The sequence below is a fragment of the Aminobacter sp. LjRoot7 genome (assembly GCF_964252895.1).
GTDB lineage: Bacteria > Pseudomonadota > Alphaproteobacteria > Rhizobiales > Rhizobiaceae > Aminobacter > Aminobacter aminovorans_B.
The window spans coordinates 556571-571827 of sequence record NZ_CAXUPX020000003.1; the positions used below are offsets into that span (position 1 = coordinate 556571).

Genomic DNA, 15257 nt, shown 5'->3' on the forward strand with positions numbered 1-15257 from the left:
CGGATGAAGATCGCCACGTTCAACGTCAACAACGTCAACCGCAGGCTCGAAAACCTGCTGGCGTGGCTGACGGAGGCAAAACCCGATGTGGTGTGCCTGCAGGAACTGAAGGCGGCTGATCGACAGCTACCGCGTTCGGCCATCGAGGCGGCGGGCTATGGCGCGGCCTGGCTGGGACAGTCGACCTGGAACGGCGTGGCGATCCTTGCCCGCGATGCCGAGCCGGTCGTTACACGGTGGGAATTGCCTGGCGATCTCGCCGACGACCAGAGCCGCTACATCGAGGCGGCGGTGAACGGCGTGCTGATCGCTTCGCTTTATGCGCCGAACGGCAATCCACAACCGGGGCCCAAATTCGACTACAAGCTGGCCTGGCACGCCAGGCTCAACACGCATGCGGCGGCGCTGCTGGCGGCGGACGTTCCAGCAGTGCTTGCCGGTGACTTCAACATCGCGCCCGAGCCCCGCGACGTCTACGCAACCAAGTCATACGACGACAACGCGCTGGTCCAGCCTGAAAGCCGTGCTGCCTTCCGGCAATTGCTCGACCAAGGCTGGTCCGACGCCATCCGCAAGACGTTTCCCAGCGAGACGATTTACACTTTCTGGGATTACAGGCGAAACCGCTGGCCGCGCGACGCCGGCCTCAGGCTCGACCATCTGCTGCTCAGCAAGAAGATGGCCAAGCGCCTCACCGGTGCGGGCGTGGATCGCGACGTGCGCGGCCGAGACGAAGCAAGCGACCACGCACCGGTGTGGATCAGCACGAAATAGCCGGCTCGCTGCTGCCTCGCGACAAGTCCATTTCGAGCAGGTGAACTGCTTGCAGGTCGCTCAGGTTGGGCGCCACTCGAATTTCAGCTCCTCACGGAAGGCGAAACGCACGATATGGTCGACGACGACCTGTTCCATGCGCTCGAGGTCTTCGGCCTCGACATTGACTGTCAGGGTGCGGTCGTCGGCATGCAGGTCGACGACACGGCTTTCACCTAGGTCGATGCGCCCTTCGGTGGGGGAAAATTCAACGGCGAACTTGTGGCTCCAGTGCTTGCAGAGCTGCTGCAGGTAGCGGCTGGCGTGTTCGGTTGTGACCGATGCAGTTGATTTCGGCATGATTGTCCTCGAATTGATTGTCGCCCTGTGCGCCGACAGGGCAGGTGTAGTCTCGCGATTTCGTCAAAAATGCGAGGCCAACGCGATGTGCATGGCAAGGTGGCTCTGCGCACCAAGCCTTGCCCTGTCGGAGCGCGAAGGGGAATCAGGCAGAACAAGCTGATGCTTAGAGCCAGCACCTGTTCCCGAGAGTGGGCCGTCGCCTAACGGCAGGCCGTTCGGTCGTCAGTGGAGGGAAGGGCGGGATGGCGAGGAGCCTTGCCGGAGGTGGGCGTACTCGATGCGATTGCGTCCATTTTCCTTGGCCGCCTGCATCTGTCGGTCGGCGGTAAGCAGCAGTTCGTCGACGGTCGCGTCCGTTTCGAACAGGACGGCGCCGACACTCACGGTCAAGGGCCAGTTCAGTCCGCCCGCGACGGGTTCGAAGCTCGCTTCAGCAACCGCCTGCCGGATACGCTCGGCGACCTTCTCGGCATTCGCCTTGGAGGCCCCAGGCAGATACACGGAGAATTCGTCACCGCCAATGCGCCCGACCAGATCGCCGCTTCGCACCGAGCCGCGGATGATTTCGGCGATCGCGCTAAGCGCCTGGTTGCCCGCGGCATAGCCGATCTGCTCGTTGAGCCGCCTGAGATGATCGATGTCGATCACCAGCAGCGCGCCCGGCCGCCTTCCTGCCGAGGCCGTGGCGATGACGTCGATTGCTGCCGTGAACAGCGGGCCGGTAAGGCATGACGTCAGGCTGTCATGTGCCAGCTCCTGGGCATATTTCTGCTTTAGCGACGCGTTTTCGGTCAGGCTCAGGCCGAGCAGGACCAGTAGGGGCGCGATGAAAAGAAGTGGCAAGACGAAAGCGTTGACCGCGTCGCGCCAGAGCATTTCGGCATCCGCGCCGGCAAAGACAAGCATGCGGAAGCCCAGCCCGATGAGAACGAACAAAAGCGCGCCAGCCAAGGTCAGGAGCGCAACCTGGCCCCACCGGCGTTGTGTTATTGCATTCAGCCTGTCTAACATGCGTGCCCAGCCGAAAGTCTATCCAACGATTTGGACCTTACCCGGCATATCTACCCAATCCGCATGGCGACAGGCACTTTGACCGTGGGGCCACAGTTACGAAGCGCTATGGTTAAGGAATCACTAATGGATGAGGTCGCAAACTTGCAGGGCCGTTGCTGTGAAGTAGCCCAGGCCGCGACTGTCCTGATGTTTCGCGTGCTGGCGGAGAGAGTGGGATTCGAACCCACGGAGAACTTGCGCCCTCGACGGTTTTCAAGACCGTTGCCTTAAACCACTCGGCCATCTCTCCAAACCATTGCAGCCGCTGTGCTATTTGCGCATTCCGATATTGTCGGATCGGCAGGCACGCTGGGCTTGCAACCATCTGGTCACGAGTGCCGCGTTTATAGCTTTCCCTAGCGCGTCGTCAACGCCGCTCAGCTCAAACGACATGAGAAACATCCGGCGTCGTCCGCGACGGGCAAATCGACATTTTCGATGTGCCTAAAGCACCCAGTTGCGTTGCGGCTTGTAGATGATCGCTGAAACTCGACCGCAATCTAGAGCCGAAGGACTGTTTCAGCTTTCGCACCGCTTTCCACGGAAAGACCACGAAGTGGTACCATAGATCTTGCGGGCCAGCCCATCAGGGCAAGGCTAGGCGACGCGGAGCGGCAGCATGCGCATACTTGTCGTTGAGGACGACAGGAAGACTGCTGATTATGTAGCCAGGGGCTTGTCCGAAGCCGGGCATGTCAGCGACGTCATCATGGACGGTCAGGATGCGCTGTTCCAGGCGATACGGAACGCCTATGACGTGCTGGTCGTCGACCGGATGATCCCCAATCTCGACGGCCTTTCCGTCGTCAAGGCGCTGCGCGCCGCGAATGTTAAGACGCCGGTGCTGTTCCTCACCTCTGTCGGCGGCGTCGATGATCGTGTCGAAGGGCTCGAAGCCGGCGGCGACGACTATCTGGTCAAGCCTTTCGCCTTTTCGGAACTTCTGGCGCGGGTCAATGCACTGTCACGCCGGCCACCGGTGCAGGATCAGAAGACCATACTCACTGTCGCCGACCTCGAACTCGACGTGATCAAGCGGCGGGTGGCGCGGCGAGGGCAGCCGATCGAGCTGCAGCCGCGCGAGTTCAAGCTGCTCGAACTCCTGATGCGCAACGAAGGCAGGGTGCTCACCCGCACGATGCTGCTCGAACGCGTCTGGGACTTGCATTTCGACCCCAAGACCAGCGTCGTCGAGACCCATATGAGCCGGCTTCGCGCCAAGATCGACCGCCCCTTCGACGCGCCGCTGCTGCACACGGTGCGCAACACGGGCTACACCTTGCATGCTGCGCTCTAGCCTGTTCCGCAGCACGCCTTTCCGTCTGGCGTTAGGGTTCGGCACGCTGTTCGTCAGCGCCTTCCTGGCGATGGGCCTGATCGCCTACCAGTTGATGAACGCCGAGCTTTCGCAAGGGCTGGACAATTCGGCGCGTGAAATCTGGGAAGTCGTTGCCGCAACCAATGCCGACGGCGATATCGAGGACATCGTCGGCGCGGTCGACAATTATGCGCGCCTCAGTAACGGAGAGGACCGGATATTTGTCCTGCTCGACCCCGCGGGAAATCGTCTCGCCGGCAATTTCACCAAACCTCCTGTCAAAAGCGGGCTTTCGATGCTGTCGGCGGAAGAGGCTGGGCTCAGCAGCGAGGGCAACTACCGCGTCGTCACGGGAAAGGTCGGCGACAACTGGCTGTCGGTCGGGCTCAGCCTTGCCGAGACCGACCGGTTGGCGTCGATCGCGCTGAAAAGCATGGGTTGGGCGCTCGCCATCGTCACGGTGACGGCCTTCGCCCTCAGTGCGTTCCTCGCCACCCGCATCCGCCGACGTCTCGACAGCATCGCCAATACCATGGACGACGTCTCCGACGGCAAGCTCAACTCGCGCATTCCGCTTATCGGAAATGGTGACGACATCGACGCAGTATCGGGGCAAATCAATAGCGCGCTCGAGCGCCTGGGCGCGCTTGTCGATGGCATGAGGCAGGTCAGCAGCGACATTGCCCATGATCTCAAGACACCGCTCAACCGCCTGCAAATGGTGCTCGAAACGGCAGCCGAAAAGATCGAACGTGGCGAGCCGGTATCAAGCGATGTTGCCGAGGCGCGTGCCGAGGGGCATCAGATCAACGAGACGTTCGAAGCCTTGCTGCGCATTGCCCAGATCGAGGCCGGCGCCCGCAAGGCACGTTTCGCCGAGGTCGATCTTGCCAGCGTGGTGTCATCGATTGGCGAGATCTATGCCGACGTCGCCGAGGACGATGGCAAGACGTTGACGGTCTTGGCTGCAGCCGGCAGCGACGACTGGGTCATCGGCGACAGGGAATTGCTGACCCAGATGTTCGCCAACCTCGTCGAAAACGCCATCAGGCATTGCCCCAAGGGCACTCAAATCAACGTTTCGCTGGCACGAAGCGGCGGACGGATCGTCGCGGAGGTTTGCGACAACGGTCCAGGCATTCCCTTAGGCGAGCGGGAAAACGTCTTCCGCAGGCTTTACCGGCTCGACAAGAGCCGAACCACCTCGGGCACCGGCCTCGGACTGAGCCTGGCACGGGCAATCGCCGATCTGCACGGGGCTTCGCTAACGCTGGAAGACAACAAACCCGGGGTGAAGGTCGTGGCAAGTTTCCCAACTATCGGGAACACAATTGGCCAATGAGGCCGATTCAGGCGTCGAATTGCGTTATGTCCTTGTTATGGATTTTGCCATACTGAACTGAAAACAATAGCTTTCTTACATGACTCCGACGCAGCTGTTCTGCCGCAGCGAAACCCGCTTCTGGCCAGGTTGTTCGAGGGTGGACGCCGCAATTGCGCCACAATCTCGCCCGTTTCGGACCACAGTCGATTAATAGGCTGGCAAGCATTACCTGCGCAAATAGGGGACTGGGGATACGTGCGCGAGCTAACTCCACTTATGGCGTGACGGCGCTGCGATAGTTTGGCGGTGCCGGAGTAGACTGGCAGGGGACTTCACGACAATGCAGAACTCGACGCGGACGCGTTTTGGGCGCGTAGCCACCGTCAGCATTCTCGCTGCGACGGCAGTTTTCATTGCCGGCTGCGCCTCCCAGAAGCCAACCTCGGTCGCCAGCAAGAAGCGCTCCAAGGAATATTTCGCCGAGTCCGAGTATGGCGTGAAGGCAAGCCCGCGCGTGACGACAGCGATGTCGAACCTGCCGCGCGGCGGTGGCCGCGACCAGACCGGCAAGCCCTACAAGGTGCGCGGCAAGTGGTACTATCCCAAGGAAGACAAGAACTACGCCGCGATGGGCCCGGCCTCCTGGTACGGTGACGCCTTTCACGGCCGGCTTACCGCCAATGGAGAAATCTACGACATGACGCACCTGACCGCGGCGCATCCGACGATGCCGCTGCCGAGCTATGCGCGTGTCACCAACACCAAGAACGGCTCCTCGGTGATCGTGCGCATCAACGATCGCGGGCCCTATTCGAACGACCGCGTCATCGATCTCTCCAAGCGCGCCGCCGAGATGCTCGACTATGCCCACAGCGGCACGGCCAATGTGAAGGTCGAATATGTCGGCCGGGCACCGCTCGACGGCCGCGACGACCAGTATCTGCTGGCATCCTACCGCCCGGGCAAGGGCATGGGCGATCCGACCAATGACGGCCTGCCGACGGGCGTGATGATTGCCATGAACGGACCGACGCCAAGCGTCGCCGTAGGGCAGGCGGCAGCCTTCCCGGGCACCATGACCAACAACGCAGCGCCTGCGATCATCCAGCAGGCCAGCGCTCCGGCCAACACGCTTGCCGCACAGGCGGTCCAGTTCGAACAGCCTGTCATGGCTGCACAGGGTCAGGGTATCGTCGACGTCGTGCTGCCGGATTTCGGGCCGATCGCGCCTGAGCGTCCGGACGGCATGATGGTTCCGCAGACCCGCGTGGCGCTTGCCACCATGGGTTACGCCAGCGAAAGCGAGAGCGTTGCTGCCAAGGCCTTCAATGCCCTGTCCGGCAAGTCGATGACGTCGAGCGACATCGTCGATTCCTGGAAGCGTCTCAATCCGGGTCCACGCGCCCAGCAGAACCTGGAAGCTTATGTAGCGGCCGGTACGTTCGACGACAGTGCGGAAGCACAGCGAGTCGCCAAGGCATTGTCCGCCTATGGCCGCACGATGGTCGAGCAGTCCGACTTCGAAGGCAAGACCTGGTATTCGGTCGATCTCTATCCCGATGGCAAGACCTCGATCGACGCCATGTTGAAAGCAGCCTGGTCACACGGCGCGCCCGACGCTTTCGCGGTTCACGACTAAGGCACGATTTCGCGAACGAGGACCTGTGGCTATCTGCCCGGCCACGGTTGATCCCATCGATCGAAGACTGATAGGTTCAGGACGCTCGACCGGAACGGGGCCGAACGGGGCAGTATCTCTCATGAATTTCAGACCATCCGCGCCGCTCAGCTTGATGATCGGTCTGCTTGCAGCGCTTGTCTTCGCAGGACAGGCGCACGCCCAGCTTTTCGAGACCAAGGCCACCCAAGCCTACATGATCGATGCCGAAACCGGCACGGTGCTGTTTTCGAAAGATCCCGACAAGCCGATGGCGCCGGCCTCGCTGGCCAAGCTGATGACCATGGAAGTGGTGTTCAACGCCATCAAGTCCGGCCGCTACAAGCTCGACGACACCTTTGCGGTGAGCGAAAACGCCTGGCGCACAGGTGGTGCAGCATCACGAGCCTCGACGATGTTTGCAGCGGTAAAGTCGCAAATCCGCATCGAGGATCTGATCCAGGGCGTCACCGTACAGCTCGCCAATGACGGCTGCATCGTGCTTGCCGAAGGCATGGCTGGCTCGGAGGCCAATTTCGCCCTGCAAATGACCGAGCGCGCCCGCGAGATAGGCCTCACAAAATCGACATTCGTTAACTCGACCGGCCTGCCGGCGCCCGGCCAGACCACCACGGTGCGTGAACTCGCCGAGCTCGGCCTGCACATCTGGCGCACCTATCCCGAGTTCTATCGCTACTACAGCCTGCCGGAGTTCAACTGGAACAAGATCCTGCAGCGCAACCGCAATCCGCTCATCACCATGGACATCGGTGCCGACGGCATGGCTGCCGGCTTCACCGAAGGCGAGGGCTTTGCCATCGTCGGCTCGATCAACCGCGAGGGCAGGCGGCTGTTTGCCGCCATGGCCGGGCTTGCCAGCGACCGCGAGCGCTCGGAAGAAGCGCGCAAGCTGCTCGACTGGGGCATGCGCTCGTTCGAGAAGTCGGAAATCTTCGCCGCCAACGAGACTGTCGGTGAAGCGCAGGTGTTTGGCGGCACCAAGTCGCATGTCGCCCTGGTGGCCCAGAAGCCGATCTCGCTGTTCCTGCCGATCACCAATCGCGAGCGGCTTGTCGCCCGCATCGTCTATGACGGCCCGGTGGCGGCACCGATCGCCCAGGGCACGCCGATCGGCTCGCTCAAGGTCTGGATCGGCGACACGCTGAGCCAGGAAACGCCGCTGTACGCTGCCGAGGCGGTCGAAGTCGGTTCGTTGCAGAGCCGTGCGCTTGACGCGGTCAAGGAGCTCGCTGTCGGCTGGCTCAGATAGTTCGGGTGGACCTTTGGTGCTCTCGACGCTAGAGCTTCGGCACCTACATAAAGATATGCCGTAAGGCCGTTCGTGCGGCATGACGTGCGGTGCAGCGGACAGAAAGGCATTGGATTGGCGCGCGGCTTCTTCATCACATTCGAAGGCGGCGAGGGCGCGGGCAAGTCGACCCAGATCGAGCGCCTGGCCAGCAAGCTTCGCGACAAGCGCTACGACATTGTGGTCACGCGTGAGCCCGGCGGCTCGCCTGGTGCTGAAGCAGTGCGCCATGTGCTGTTGTCGGGTGCCGCCGAGCCATTCGGGCCGGAAATGGAAGCGCTGCTGTTTGCCGCTGCCCGCTCCGACCATGTCGAGCAGGTGATCCGCCCGGCCGTCGAACGCGGCGCGATCGTGCTGTGCGACCGCTTCCTTGATTCGTCGCGCGTCTATCAAGGCGTAACAGGCGATCTCGATCCCGATTTCATGGCGGCGGTCGAGCGCGTGGCCATCAACGGCATGATGCCCGACATGACGCTGATCCTCGATCTCGACCCGACCGAAGGCCTGCGGCGCGCCACCGCCAGGCGCGGACAGGATGTGGCTGACCGTTTCGAAAAGGAAACGGTCGAGATCCACCAGCGCCGGCGCGAAGCCTATCTGGCAATTGCCGAGAACGAACCCGAGCGCTGCATCCTGATCGACGCGGCGAAGGACCAGGAAGAGGTCGAGCACCAGATCACCGACGCGGTGTTCGCGGCCCTTGAGGCGCGCGCCACGGCCGGCAGCCGGGCGAGGGCTGACGCCTGATGTTCGAACGTATCGCCCCCGAACAGCACGACACGCTCGACGGCATAGCCGAGCCCGCAGAAAACCCGCGGCTATTCGGCCACGAGCAGGCGATCGCGATGCTGACCGCCGCCTACCGCTCGGGCAAGCTGCCACACGCTTTGATCCTCGCCGGGCCGGTCGGCATCGGCAAGGCGACGCTGGCCTTTCATCTCGCCAACCACCTGTTGCGGTATCCCGACTATCGCAGCGCGCCGGAAGAACTGGCGGATCCAGACCCGAGGTCGGGACTGTTCCGACAGGTCGCCACCGGCGCGCATCCTTCGGTGCTGCACCTGACACGGCCGCAGAACGACAAGACCAAGGGTTTCAAGTCGGTCGTGACAGTCGACGAGATCCGAAAGGTGTCGCGCTTCCTGTCGATGACCTCGCATGATGGCGCCTACCGTGTCGTCATCGTCGATCCTGCCGACGACATGAACACCAATGCCGCCAATGCGCTGCTGAAGAACCTCGAGGAGCCGCCGGCACGCACGCTGTTCATCCTGATCGTGCATGCGCCCGGAAGCCTTTTGCCGACGATCCGTTCGCGCTGCCAGACCATTCGCCTGACCCCGCTCGACGACAACGCGCTGCTGGCAGCCCTTGCCGGTACCGACCAGCCTGCGCCGGATGAACCCGAGGCGCGCGCTTCACTGGTGCAGCGGGCAGGGGGAAGTGTTCGCGCAGCAGTCCTTCTTACCCAGTATGGCGGGCTGGAGATCGCCGAGGCACTGGACAAGATCGTACAGTCGGGACGCAACGACATCGGTGCTGCGCACAAGCTTGCCGACGCGGTAGCGGGCAGGGACAGCGCGATCCAGTTCGACGTCTTTAATCGCCGCGCGCTCGACCTGCTGTCGGATACGGCGGCGGAAGCCGCCTACAACTCCGACCTTTCGCGGGCCAACGCCTTGTCCGATGCTTGGCACGACGCCCAAAACGCGATATCCGAGACCGAGACCTACAATCTCGACAAGAAACAACACGTCCTGGCCATGATCGACCGCTTGAATGCCGCATTGCGAATGTGACGCTCGTCCGAGCCGGATGGCTATCGCCATGCCGATGCGTTATCTGACCGCGACCCTTTCAATCCGACATTCATGACGGCCCATCCATGTCCCGCGAAAAATTCTACATCACGACCGCGATCTCCTATCCCAACGGCAAGCCGCATATCGGCCATGCCTACGAGCTGATCGCCACCGACGCGCTCGCACGCTTCCAGCGCCATGACGGCAAGGATGTGTTTTTCCTCACCGGCACTGACGAGCACGGCATCAAGATGCTGCAGACGGCCACTCGCGAGGGCATCACCGCGCGCGAGCTGGCTGATCGCAATTCGAACGAATTCAAGAAGATGGCAACACTTCTGAATGCGTCGAACGACGATTTTATCCGCACCACCGAAGAGCGCCACTACGCTGCCTCCCAGGCTATCTGGAAGGCGATGGCGGAGAAGGGCGACATCTACAAGAGCAGCTATGCCGGCTGGTATTCGGTGCGCGACGAAGCCTATTACGGCGAGGAAGAGACCGAAGTCCGTCCTGACAATGTTCGCTACGGCCCGCAGGGCACGCCGGTCGAATGGGTCGAGGAAGAGAGCTATTTCTTCCGCCTGTCCGCCTATCAGGACAAGCTGCTGGCGCTCTACGACAAACAGCCCGACTTCATCGGCCCCAACGAACGCCGCAACGAGGTTGCAAGCTTCGTCCGCTCGGGCCTGAAGGACCTGTCGATCTCGCGCACAACCTTCGACTGGGGCGTGCCGGTGCCTGGCGACGACAAGCACGTGATGTATGTCTGGGTCGACGCGCTGACCAACTACATCACCGCGCTTGGCTATCCTGATACCAGCGCCGAGAAGTGGGCCTACTGGCCTGCAGTGCACATCATCGGTAAGGACATCGTGCGCTTCCACGCCGTCTACTGGCCGGCTTTCCTGATGTCGGCCGGCATCGAGCTGCCGAAGCGGGTGTTCGGCCACGGCTTCTTGTTCAACCGCGGCGAGAAGATGTCGAAGTCGCTCGGCAACGTCGTCGATCCGTTCACCATGGTGGAGCACTATGGTCTCGACCAGGTGCGCTACTTCCTGCTGCGCGAGGTTCCGTTCGGCCAGGACGGCAGCTACAGCCATGAGGCGATCGTCAACCGCACCAATGCGGACCTCGCCAACGATCTGGGCAATCTGGCGCAGCGCTCGCTGTCGATGATCGCCAAGAACTGCAATGGCGTGGTGCCGCAGCGCGGCGAACTGACTGATGCCGACAAGGCGATCCTCGACCAGGCCACAGCCGCGCTGGCGACCGCGCGCAAGGCGATGGCGGAGCAGGGCATCCACCACGCCCTTGCCGCGATCTTCGCCGTCGTTGCCGAGGCCAATCGCTACTTCGCGGCACAGGAGCCCTGGGCGCTGAAGAAGACCGATCCGGCGCGCATGGAGACGGTGCTGTGGACCACCGCAGAGGTGATCCGCCGCGTCGGCATCATGTGCCAGCCGTTCATTCCGGCTTCGGCGGCCAAGCTGCTCGACCTGCTTGCCGTTACTGACCGGGACTTCGTCCATGTCGACGCCGCGCATGCGCTGGTTTCGGGTGCGGCTCTGCCGGCGCCGCAGCCGGTGTTCCCGCGCTATGTCGAACAGGCGACGGAAAGCTGAGGCCGGCCGAAATGTTGGTCGACAGTCACTGCCATCTCGACTTTCCCGATTTCGCCGAGGAGCGCGCGCAGATCATCGCGCGCGCCAAGGCCGCGGGCGTCGAGCGCATGGTCACAATCTCGACGCGCGTGAAGCGCTTCGAGCAAATCCTTGCGATCGCTGAGGAATTCGACGAGGTTTTCTGCTCCGTCGGCACCCATCCGCACAACGCCGCCGAAGAGCTCGACGTGACCACGGCCGATCTCGTCAGGTTGGCCGCGCACCCGAAAGTGGTGGCGATCGGCGAGGCCGGCCTCGACTATTATTACGACAAGTCGCCGCGCGACGCCCAGGCGCAAGGGTTGCGTGTGCATATCGCCGCGTCGCGTGAAACCGGCTTGCCGCTGGTCATACACGCCCGTGCCGCCGACGACGACATGGCTGAAATTCTCAGGGACGAAATGGGGAAGGGCGCCTTCCCCTTCATCCTGCACTGCTTCTCGTCGGGGGCTGAGCTGGCACGCATTGGCGTCGAGCTTGGCGGCTATGTCTCGTTCTCCGGCATTCTGACGTTCAAGAACTCGGCCGAGCTGCGCGAGATCGCCAAGGACGTTCCGCGCGACCGGCTGCTGGTCGAAACCGATGCGCCGTACCTTGCGCCGCCGCCGCATCGCGGCAAGCGCAACGAGCCGGCCTTCGTGGCCCAGACGGCTGCAGTGCTGGCTGAAACCATCGGCGTCAGCGCTGCCGAAATCGCCGATATCACCACGGCCAATTTCTTCCGGCTGTTCACCAAGATGCCGAGGCCAGCCTGACGCCATGGCCGACGTGCTGCGCCTCACCATTCTGGGCTGCGGCTCTTCGCCAGGCACGCCGCGCATCACCGGCGACTGGGGCGCCTGCGACCCCACAAACCCTAGGAACAGGCGCACGCGCGCGGCGGCCATGGTCGAGCGCATTTCCGATGCCGGCGTCACGCGCGTCGTCATCGACACGGGGCCGGATTTTCGCGCCCAGATGCTGGCCGCCGGCGTTCGCCACATCGACGGCGTGGTCTACACGCACCCGCATGCCGACCATATCCATGGGATCGACGACCTCCGAGGCTATGTGCTCGAGCGCGGCAGCCTGGTCGACATCTGGGCGGACGATTTCACGCTCGACAGGCTGAAACAGGCTTTTGGCTACTGCATCGAAACGCCGCCAGGCAGCTCATATCCGCCGATCGTGCGGCCGCACATCATCGCGCACGACCAGCCGTTCGTCATAACGGGAGAGGGGGGTGCCCTCACCTTTCTGCCGCTGCCGCAGATCCATGGCGACATCATCTCCCTCGGCTTCCGCGTTGGGCCGCTGGCCTATTGTTCCGACGTCAGCGACTTTCCAGAGCCCACGGCGGCATTGATGACGGGCCTGGAACTTCTTGTCGTCGACGCATTGCAGCACAGGCCGCATGTCAGCCATCTGTCACTGTCTGAGGCGCTGGCGTGGATCGAGAGGCTCAAGCCCGCCAATGCCGTGCTGACGCATATGCATGTGCCGCTGGATTATACCGCTGTCATGGACGCCACGCCGGCGCATGTCGAACCGGCCTATGACGGCATGACGATCGAAATGCCTTATCCGTCAGGGTGATAAGCGGGCTGCTTGATGCGCGCAGGCGTCAATGCGTGGGCCGCGAAGCCTGAACCGGCATCTCTGACGACCAAAGGCGCGATAGGCCGCAACTCGGCGCACCTGCAGCCCACCGGCTCGTCGTGTTTGCATCGAACCGTGAGGCACCATTGGTCGGATCGACCGATCTGTGCAAGCTTGCTGATGGCGGGAGTTCACGAGAAAGCCAGCCAAACAGCGCTTCAGTGGGCCATTCTAGTTCCATAATCTATCTTATGCGACTTTTTAACATGCTTGCTGGAAGCACCAAACGATGTCCCCTTTGGCGTCCAAACCGTGCAAACTGGCTGGGTGTGCCAGGATGACCGGAGCTGTGCTGTGAGCGATGATCGCACCTCTCATTGGGAAACTATCTATCGGACCAAGACGGAAGATCAGGTCAGCTGGTTCCAGCAGACGCCGGAGCCGTCGCTGACGCTGCTCGGGCTTGCTGGGGCTACGCCTGACGCGGCAATCGTCGACATTGGCGCCGGCGCTTCGCATCTGGTTGACGCGTTGATCAGCCGAGGCTTTGACGATGTCACCGTGCTCGACATCTCACGGGTTGCACTCGATGCCGACCGCGCGCGCCTCGGACCGGACGCAAGCCATGTCAGCTGGATCCGTAGTGACGTGACGGCCTGGCAGCCGGACCGCCGCTACGACATCTGGCATGACCGCGCTGCATTCCATTTCCTCACCACCGTCGCAGATCAGGCCGCCTACAAGGCTGTCTTGAAGCGCGCGCTGAAAGCTGGTGGCCATGCGATCATCGGCACCTTCGCGCCCGACGGTCCAGAGAAATGCAGCGGGCTGCCGATCGTCAGGCACGACGCCGACAGCATCGGCAAGTTGCTGGGTGGCAGCTTCGAGCTGATCGACACCCGCCGCCACGAACACAGGACGCCGTGGGACAGCGTGCAGCTCTTCCAATTCAGCACATTCCGAAAACAGGGCTGACGACCACCCTGCCCGTATTAGCTATTTCTGGATCGCCGCGGCAGCGCGGCAGCAGGTCACGCCGCTGCCGCGGCGCGCCTGGACGCAAGTATCCTGGCGAGCCACATGCCGACAAACATTGCCGGCAGGAAGGCATAGGTGCCGGCGGCTCCGAGCGTGGCTGCCGTCAGTGCCGGCCCGGGGCAAAAGCCGCCAAGGCCCCAGCCGATGCCGAAGATGGCCGATCCCAGGAGAAGCGGACGGTCGATCTCCTTTTTGGCCGGCAGCTGGAACGAGGCTGCGGCCAACGGCTTTTGGCGCTTGAAGACAAGTCGGTAGCCGATGAATGCGGTGACGACGGCGCCGCCCATGACGAAGGCCAGAGACGGATCCCAGGTGCCGAACAGATCAAGGAAGTTCAGCACCTTGGCCGGGTCGGACATGCCTGAAACGACGAGCCCTAGGCCGAACAGCAGGCCAAGCGCGAGATTGACGACAAAGGACATGGTCAGGCTCCCAGAACGTGCCGGACGATGAAGACGGTGGCGAAGCCCGTGGCCATGAAGGTGATGGTCGCCGCCAGCGAACGAATGGAGAGCCGCGACAGCCCGCAGACGCCGTGCCCGCTGGTGCAGCCGCTGCCATAGGCCGAACCGAAACCAACCAGCAGGCCGGCAACGGCCATCAGCGGCAGGTTCGAGGAGACTGTCTGGAGCACCCCGTTGCCGGTCGCCAGCACATAGACCAGTGGCGCGGCGACCAGGCCAAGAACGAAGCCCAAGCGCGACAGAAAGGCACTGTCAGCGTATGGCGGCAACAGGCGGCTGGCGATGCCGCTGATGCCGGCAATGCGCCCTTCCCAGGCCATCAGCAGGACAGCCGAGAGGCCGATCAGGGCGCCGCCGACGGTGGATGCGATGGGCGTGAATTCAGTCATCGTTCCTGCTTTCGTTTGGATTTGTCCAGGCTTTCGGCGCGCAGAACATGCGGTAGAGCAGCGCAACGATCTCCGCGACGCGCTCGTCGGCCAGGCGATAGAAGACCGACTTCGATTCCTTGCGCCCGGCGATCAGTCCGGCGTCGCGCAACTCGGCGAGCTGCTGCGACAGGCCTGGCTGGCGTATGCCGAGGCTGTCTTCGAGATCGCGCACCGAACGCTCACCGTCGACAAGCGCGCAGACGATCATCAGGCGGTTGGGGTTGGCGAGCTTCTTCAGAAATTCCGAAGCTTCCCCTGCCCGTTCAAGCAGTTCAGACAGCGCTTTGTCGGGTTCGAGGTTCACGATGTCGACCTTGGTTCGGGAATCCACCTGCCCGGATCGCCATCGGCCAGATCAGGCGCTTCGCTTACGGCGCTCATCGCAACGCCTCAGCCACAATGCTTACGTAAACACGATTGCATTTTTTTGCAATCGATATTTTATATGTATCGAGTTGACGCGAGACGCCTACGCCTCCGGCGTTTGTCGCGTCCTAATTTGA

The 15257-nt window shown here is 62.5% G+C and carries 16 protein-coding genes and 1 tRNA gene; 11 read left to right on the forward strand and 6 right to left on the reverse strand.

Annotated elements, in window-relative coordinates:
- Window positions 1-3 precede the first annotated feature (3 nt).
- Window positions 4-774 (forward strand): exodeoxyribonuclease III, encoded by a 771-nt coding sequence (gene xth / locus ACSQ3E_RS12260; RefSeq protein ID WP_436122903.1) that lies wholly within the window; start codon window positions 4-6, stop codon window positions 772-774.
- Between the two features lie 60 nt (window positions 775-834).
- Here the strand turns inward: xth and ACSQ3E_RS12265 are convergent, their stop codons facing one another.
- The 3 genes from ACSQ3E_RS12265 to ACSQ3E_RS12275 all read right to left on the reverse strand — a co-directional run bounded on the left by ACSQ3E_RS12265 (window position 835) and on the right by ACSQ3E_RS12275 (window position 2419).
- A complete protein-coding gene (locus ACSQ3E_RS12265) occupies window positions 835-1113 on the reverse strand; it encodes a DUF2218 domain-containing protein (protein ID WP_310318995.1) in 279 nt (92 codons plus the stop codon).
- A gap of 225 nt (window positions 1114-1338) precedes the next feature.
- Complete coding sequence (locus ACSQ3E_RS12270; RefSeq protein ID WP_436122904.1) at window positions 1339-2022, reverse strand: GGDEF domain-containing protein; 684 nt, start codon at window positions 2020-2022, stop codon at window positions 1339-1341.
- A gap of 307 nt (window positions 2023-2329) precedes the next feature.
- Window positions 2330-2419 (reverse strand) — tRNA-Ser (locus tag ACSQ3E_RS12275).
- Between the two features lie 369 nt (window positions 2420-2788).
- Between ACSQ3E_RS12275 and ACSQ3E_RS12280 the strand changes: the two genes are divergently transcribed.
- The 10 genes from ACSQ3E_RS12280 to ACSQ3E_RS12325 all read left to right on the forward strand — a co-directional run bounded on the left by ACSQ3E_RS12280 (window position 2789) and on the right by ACSQ3E_RS12325 (window position 13796).
- Window positions 2789-3466, forward strand: coding sequence for a winged helix-turn-helix domain-containing protein (locus tag ACSQ3E_RS12280; RefSeq protein WP_436122905.1), 678 nt, complete (start codon window positions 2789-2791; stop codon window positions 3464-3466).
- Window positions 3453-4829 carry a sensor histidine kinase gene (locus ACSQ3E_RS12285; protein ID WP_436122906.1) on the forward strand — a complete coding sequence of 459 codons (1377 nt, stop codon included), beginning with the start codon at window positions 3453-3455 and terminating at the stop codon, window positions 4827-4829. Before ACSQ3E_RS12280 ends, ACSQ3E_RS12285 begins: the two co-directional genes overlap by 14 nt.
- A 322-nt stretch (window positions 4830-5151) precedes the next feature.
- Window positions 5152-6450: a septal ring lytic transglycosylase RlpA family protein gene (locus tag ACSQ3E_RS12290; protein ID WP_436122907.1), complete on the forward strand. Its 1299-nt coding sequence runs from the start codon at window positions 5152-5154 to the stop codon at window positions 6448-6450.
- A gap of 154 nt (window positions 6451-6604) precedes the next feature.
- Complete coding sequence (locus ACSQ3E_RS12295) at window positions 6605-7738, forward strand: D-alanyl-D-alanine carboxypeptidase family protein (RefSeq protein ID WP_436122979.1); 1134 nt, start codon at window positions 6605-6607, stop codon at window positions 7736-7738.
- A 114-nt stretch (window positions 7739-7852) separates the two neighbouring features.
- On the forward strand, window positions 7853-8524 hold the full coding sequence (gene tmk, locus ACSQ3E_RS12300; RefSeq protein WP_436122908.1) for a dTMP kinase: 672 nt from the start codon (window positions 7853-7855) through the stop codon (window positions 8522-8524).
- Complete coding sequence (locus ACSQ3E_RS12305) at window positions 8521-9576, forward strand: DNA polymerase III subunit delta' (protein WP_436122980.1); 1056 nt, start codon at window positions 8521-8523, stop codon at window positions 9574-9576. The genes tmk and ACSQ3E_RS12305 overlap by 4 nt, the downstream gene beginning before the upstream one ends.
- 86 nt (window positions 9577-9662) lie before the next feature.
- A complete protein-coding gene (gene metG, locus ACSQ3E_RS12310) occupies window positions 9663-11204 on the forward strand; it encodes a methionine--tRNA ligase (RefSeq protein WP_436122909.1) in 1542 nt (513 codons plus the stop codon).
- Window positions 11205-11215: 11 nt separating this feature from the next.
- A complete protein-coding gene (locus ACSQ3E_RS12315; protein ID WP_436122910.1) occupies window positions 11216-11998 on the forward strand; it encodes a TatD family hydrolase in 783 nt (260 codons plus the stop codon).
- Window positions 11999-12002: 4 nt separating this feature from the next.
- The gene (locus tag ACSQ3E_RS12320; protein ID WP_436122911.1) at window positions 12003-12818 is read left to right on the forward strand and encodes an MBL fold metallo-hydrolase; all 816 of its coding nucleotides are present in this window, start codon (window positions 12003-12005) and stop codon (window positions 12816-12818) included.
- Window positions 12819-13175: 357 nt separating this feature from the next.
- Window positions 13176-13796 carry a class I SAM-dependent methyltransferase gene (locus ACSQ3E_RS12325; RefSeq protein WP_436122981.1) on the forward strand — a complete coding sequence of 207 codons (621 nt, stop codon included), beginning with the start codon at window positions 13176-13178 and terminating at the stop codon, window positions 13794-13796.
- 56 nt (window positions 13797-13852) lie between these two features.
- On the opposite strand, the gene ACSQ3E_RS12330 is transcribed toward ACSQ3E_RS12325, so the two are convergent.
- Genes ACSQ3E_RS12330 through ACSQ3E_RS12340 form a run of 3 tightly spaced genes read right to left on the reverse strand, consistent with a single transcriptional unit; the run spans window position 13853 to window position 15025 of the window.
- A complete protein-coding gene (locus ACSQ3E_RS12330) occupies window positions 13853-14281 on the reverse strand; it encodes a DUF6691 family protein (RefSeq protein WP_436122912.1) in 429 nt (142 codons plus the stop codon).
- Window positions 14282-14283: 2 nt separating this feature from the next.
- Window positions 14284-14712, reverse strand: a complete 429-nt coding sequence (locus ACSQ3E_RS12335; protein WP_436122913.1) for a YeeE/YedE family protein — start codon at window positions 14710-14712, stop codon at window positions 14284-14286.
- A complete protein-coding gene (locus ACSQ3E_RS12340; protein WP_409014722.1) occupies window positions 14705-15025 on the reverse strand; it encodes an ArsR/SmtB family transcription factor in 321 nt (106 codons plus the stop codon). Before ACSQ3E_RS12340 ends, ACSQ3E_RS12335 begins: the two co-directional genes overlap by 8 nt.
- Between the last annotated feature and the right edge of the window lie 232 nt (window positions 15026-15257).

Coding starts and splice junctions, on each gene's coding strand:
- xth (WP_436122903.1), top strand. CDS start 4: ATGAAGATCGCCACGTTCAACGTCAACAACGTCAACCGCAGGCTCGAA.
- ACSQ3E_RS12265 (WP_310318995.1), bottom strand. CDS start 1,113: ATGCCGAAATCAACTGCATCGGTCACAACCGAACACGCCAGCCGCTAC.
- ACSQ3E_RS12270 (WP_436122904.1), bottom strand. CDS start 2,022: ATGCTTGTCTTTGCCGGCGCGGATGCCGAAATGCTCTGGCGCGACGCG.
- ACSQ3E_RS12280 (WP_436122905.1), top strand. CDS start 2,789: ATGCGCATACTTGTCGTTGAGGACGACAGGAAGACTGCTGATTATGTA.
- ACSQ3E_RS12285 (WP_436122906.1), top strand. CDS start 3,453: ATGCTGCGCTCTAGCCTGTTCCGCAGCACGCCTTTCCGTCTGGCGTTA.
- ACSQ3E_RS12290 (WP_436122907.1), top strand. CDS start 5,152: ATGCAGAACTCGACGCGGACGCGTTTTGGGCGCGTAGCCACCGTCAGC.
- ACSQ3E_RS12295 (WP_436122979.1), top strand. CDS start 6,605: ATGATCGGTCTGCTTGCAGCGCTTGTCTTCGCAGGACAGGCGCACGCC.
- metG (WP_436122909.1), top strand. CDS start 9,663: ATGTCCCGCGAAAAATTCTACATCACGACCGCGATCTCCTATCCCAAC.
- ACSQ3E_RS12315 (WP_436122910.1), top strand. CDS start 11,216: ATGTTGGTCGACAGTCACTGCCATCTCGACTTTCCCGATTTCGCCGAG.
- ACSQ3E_RS12320 (WP_436122911.1), top strand. CDS start 12,003: ATGGCCGACGTGCTGCGCCTCACCATTCTGGGCTGCGGCTCTTCGCCA.
- ACSQ3E_RS12330 (WP_436122912.1), bottom strand. CDS start 14,281: ATGTCCTTTGTCGTCAATCTCGCGCTTGGCCTGCTGTTCGGCCTAGGG.
- ACSQ3E_RS12335 (WP_436122913.1), bottom strand. CDS start 14,712: ATGACTGAATTCACGCCCATCGCATCCACCGTCGGCGGCGCCCTGATC.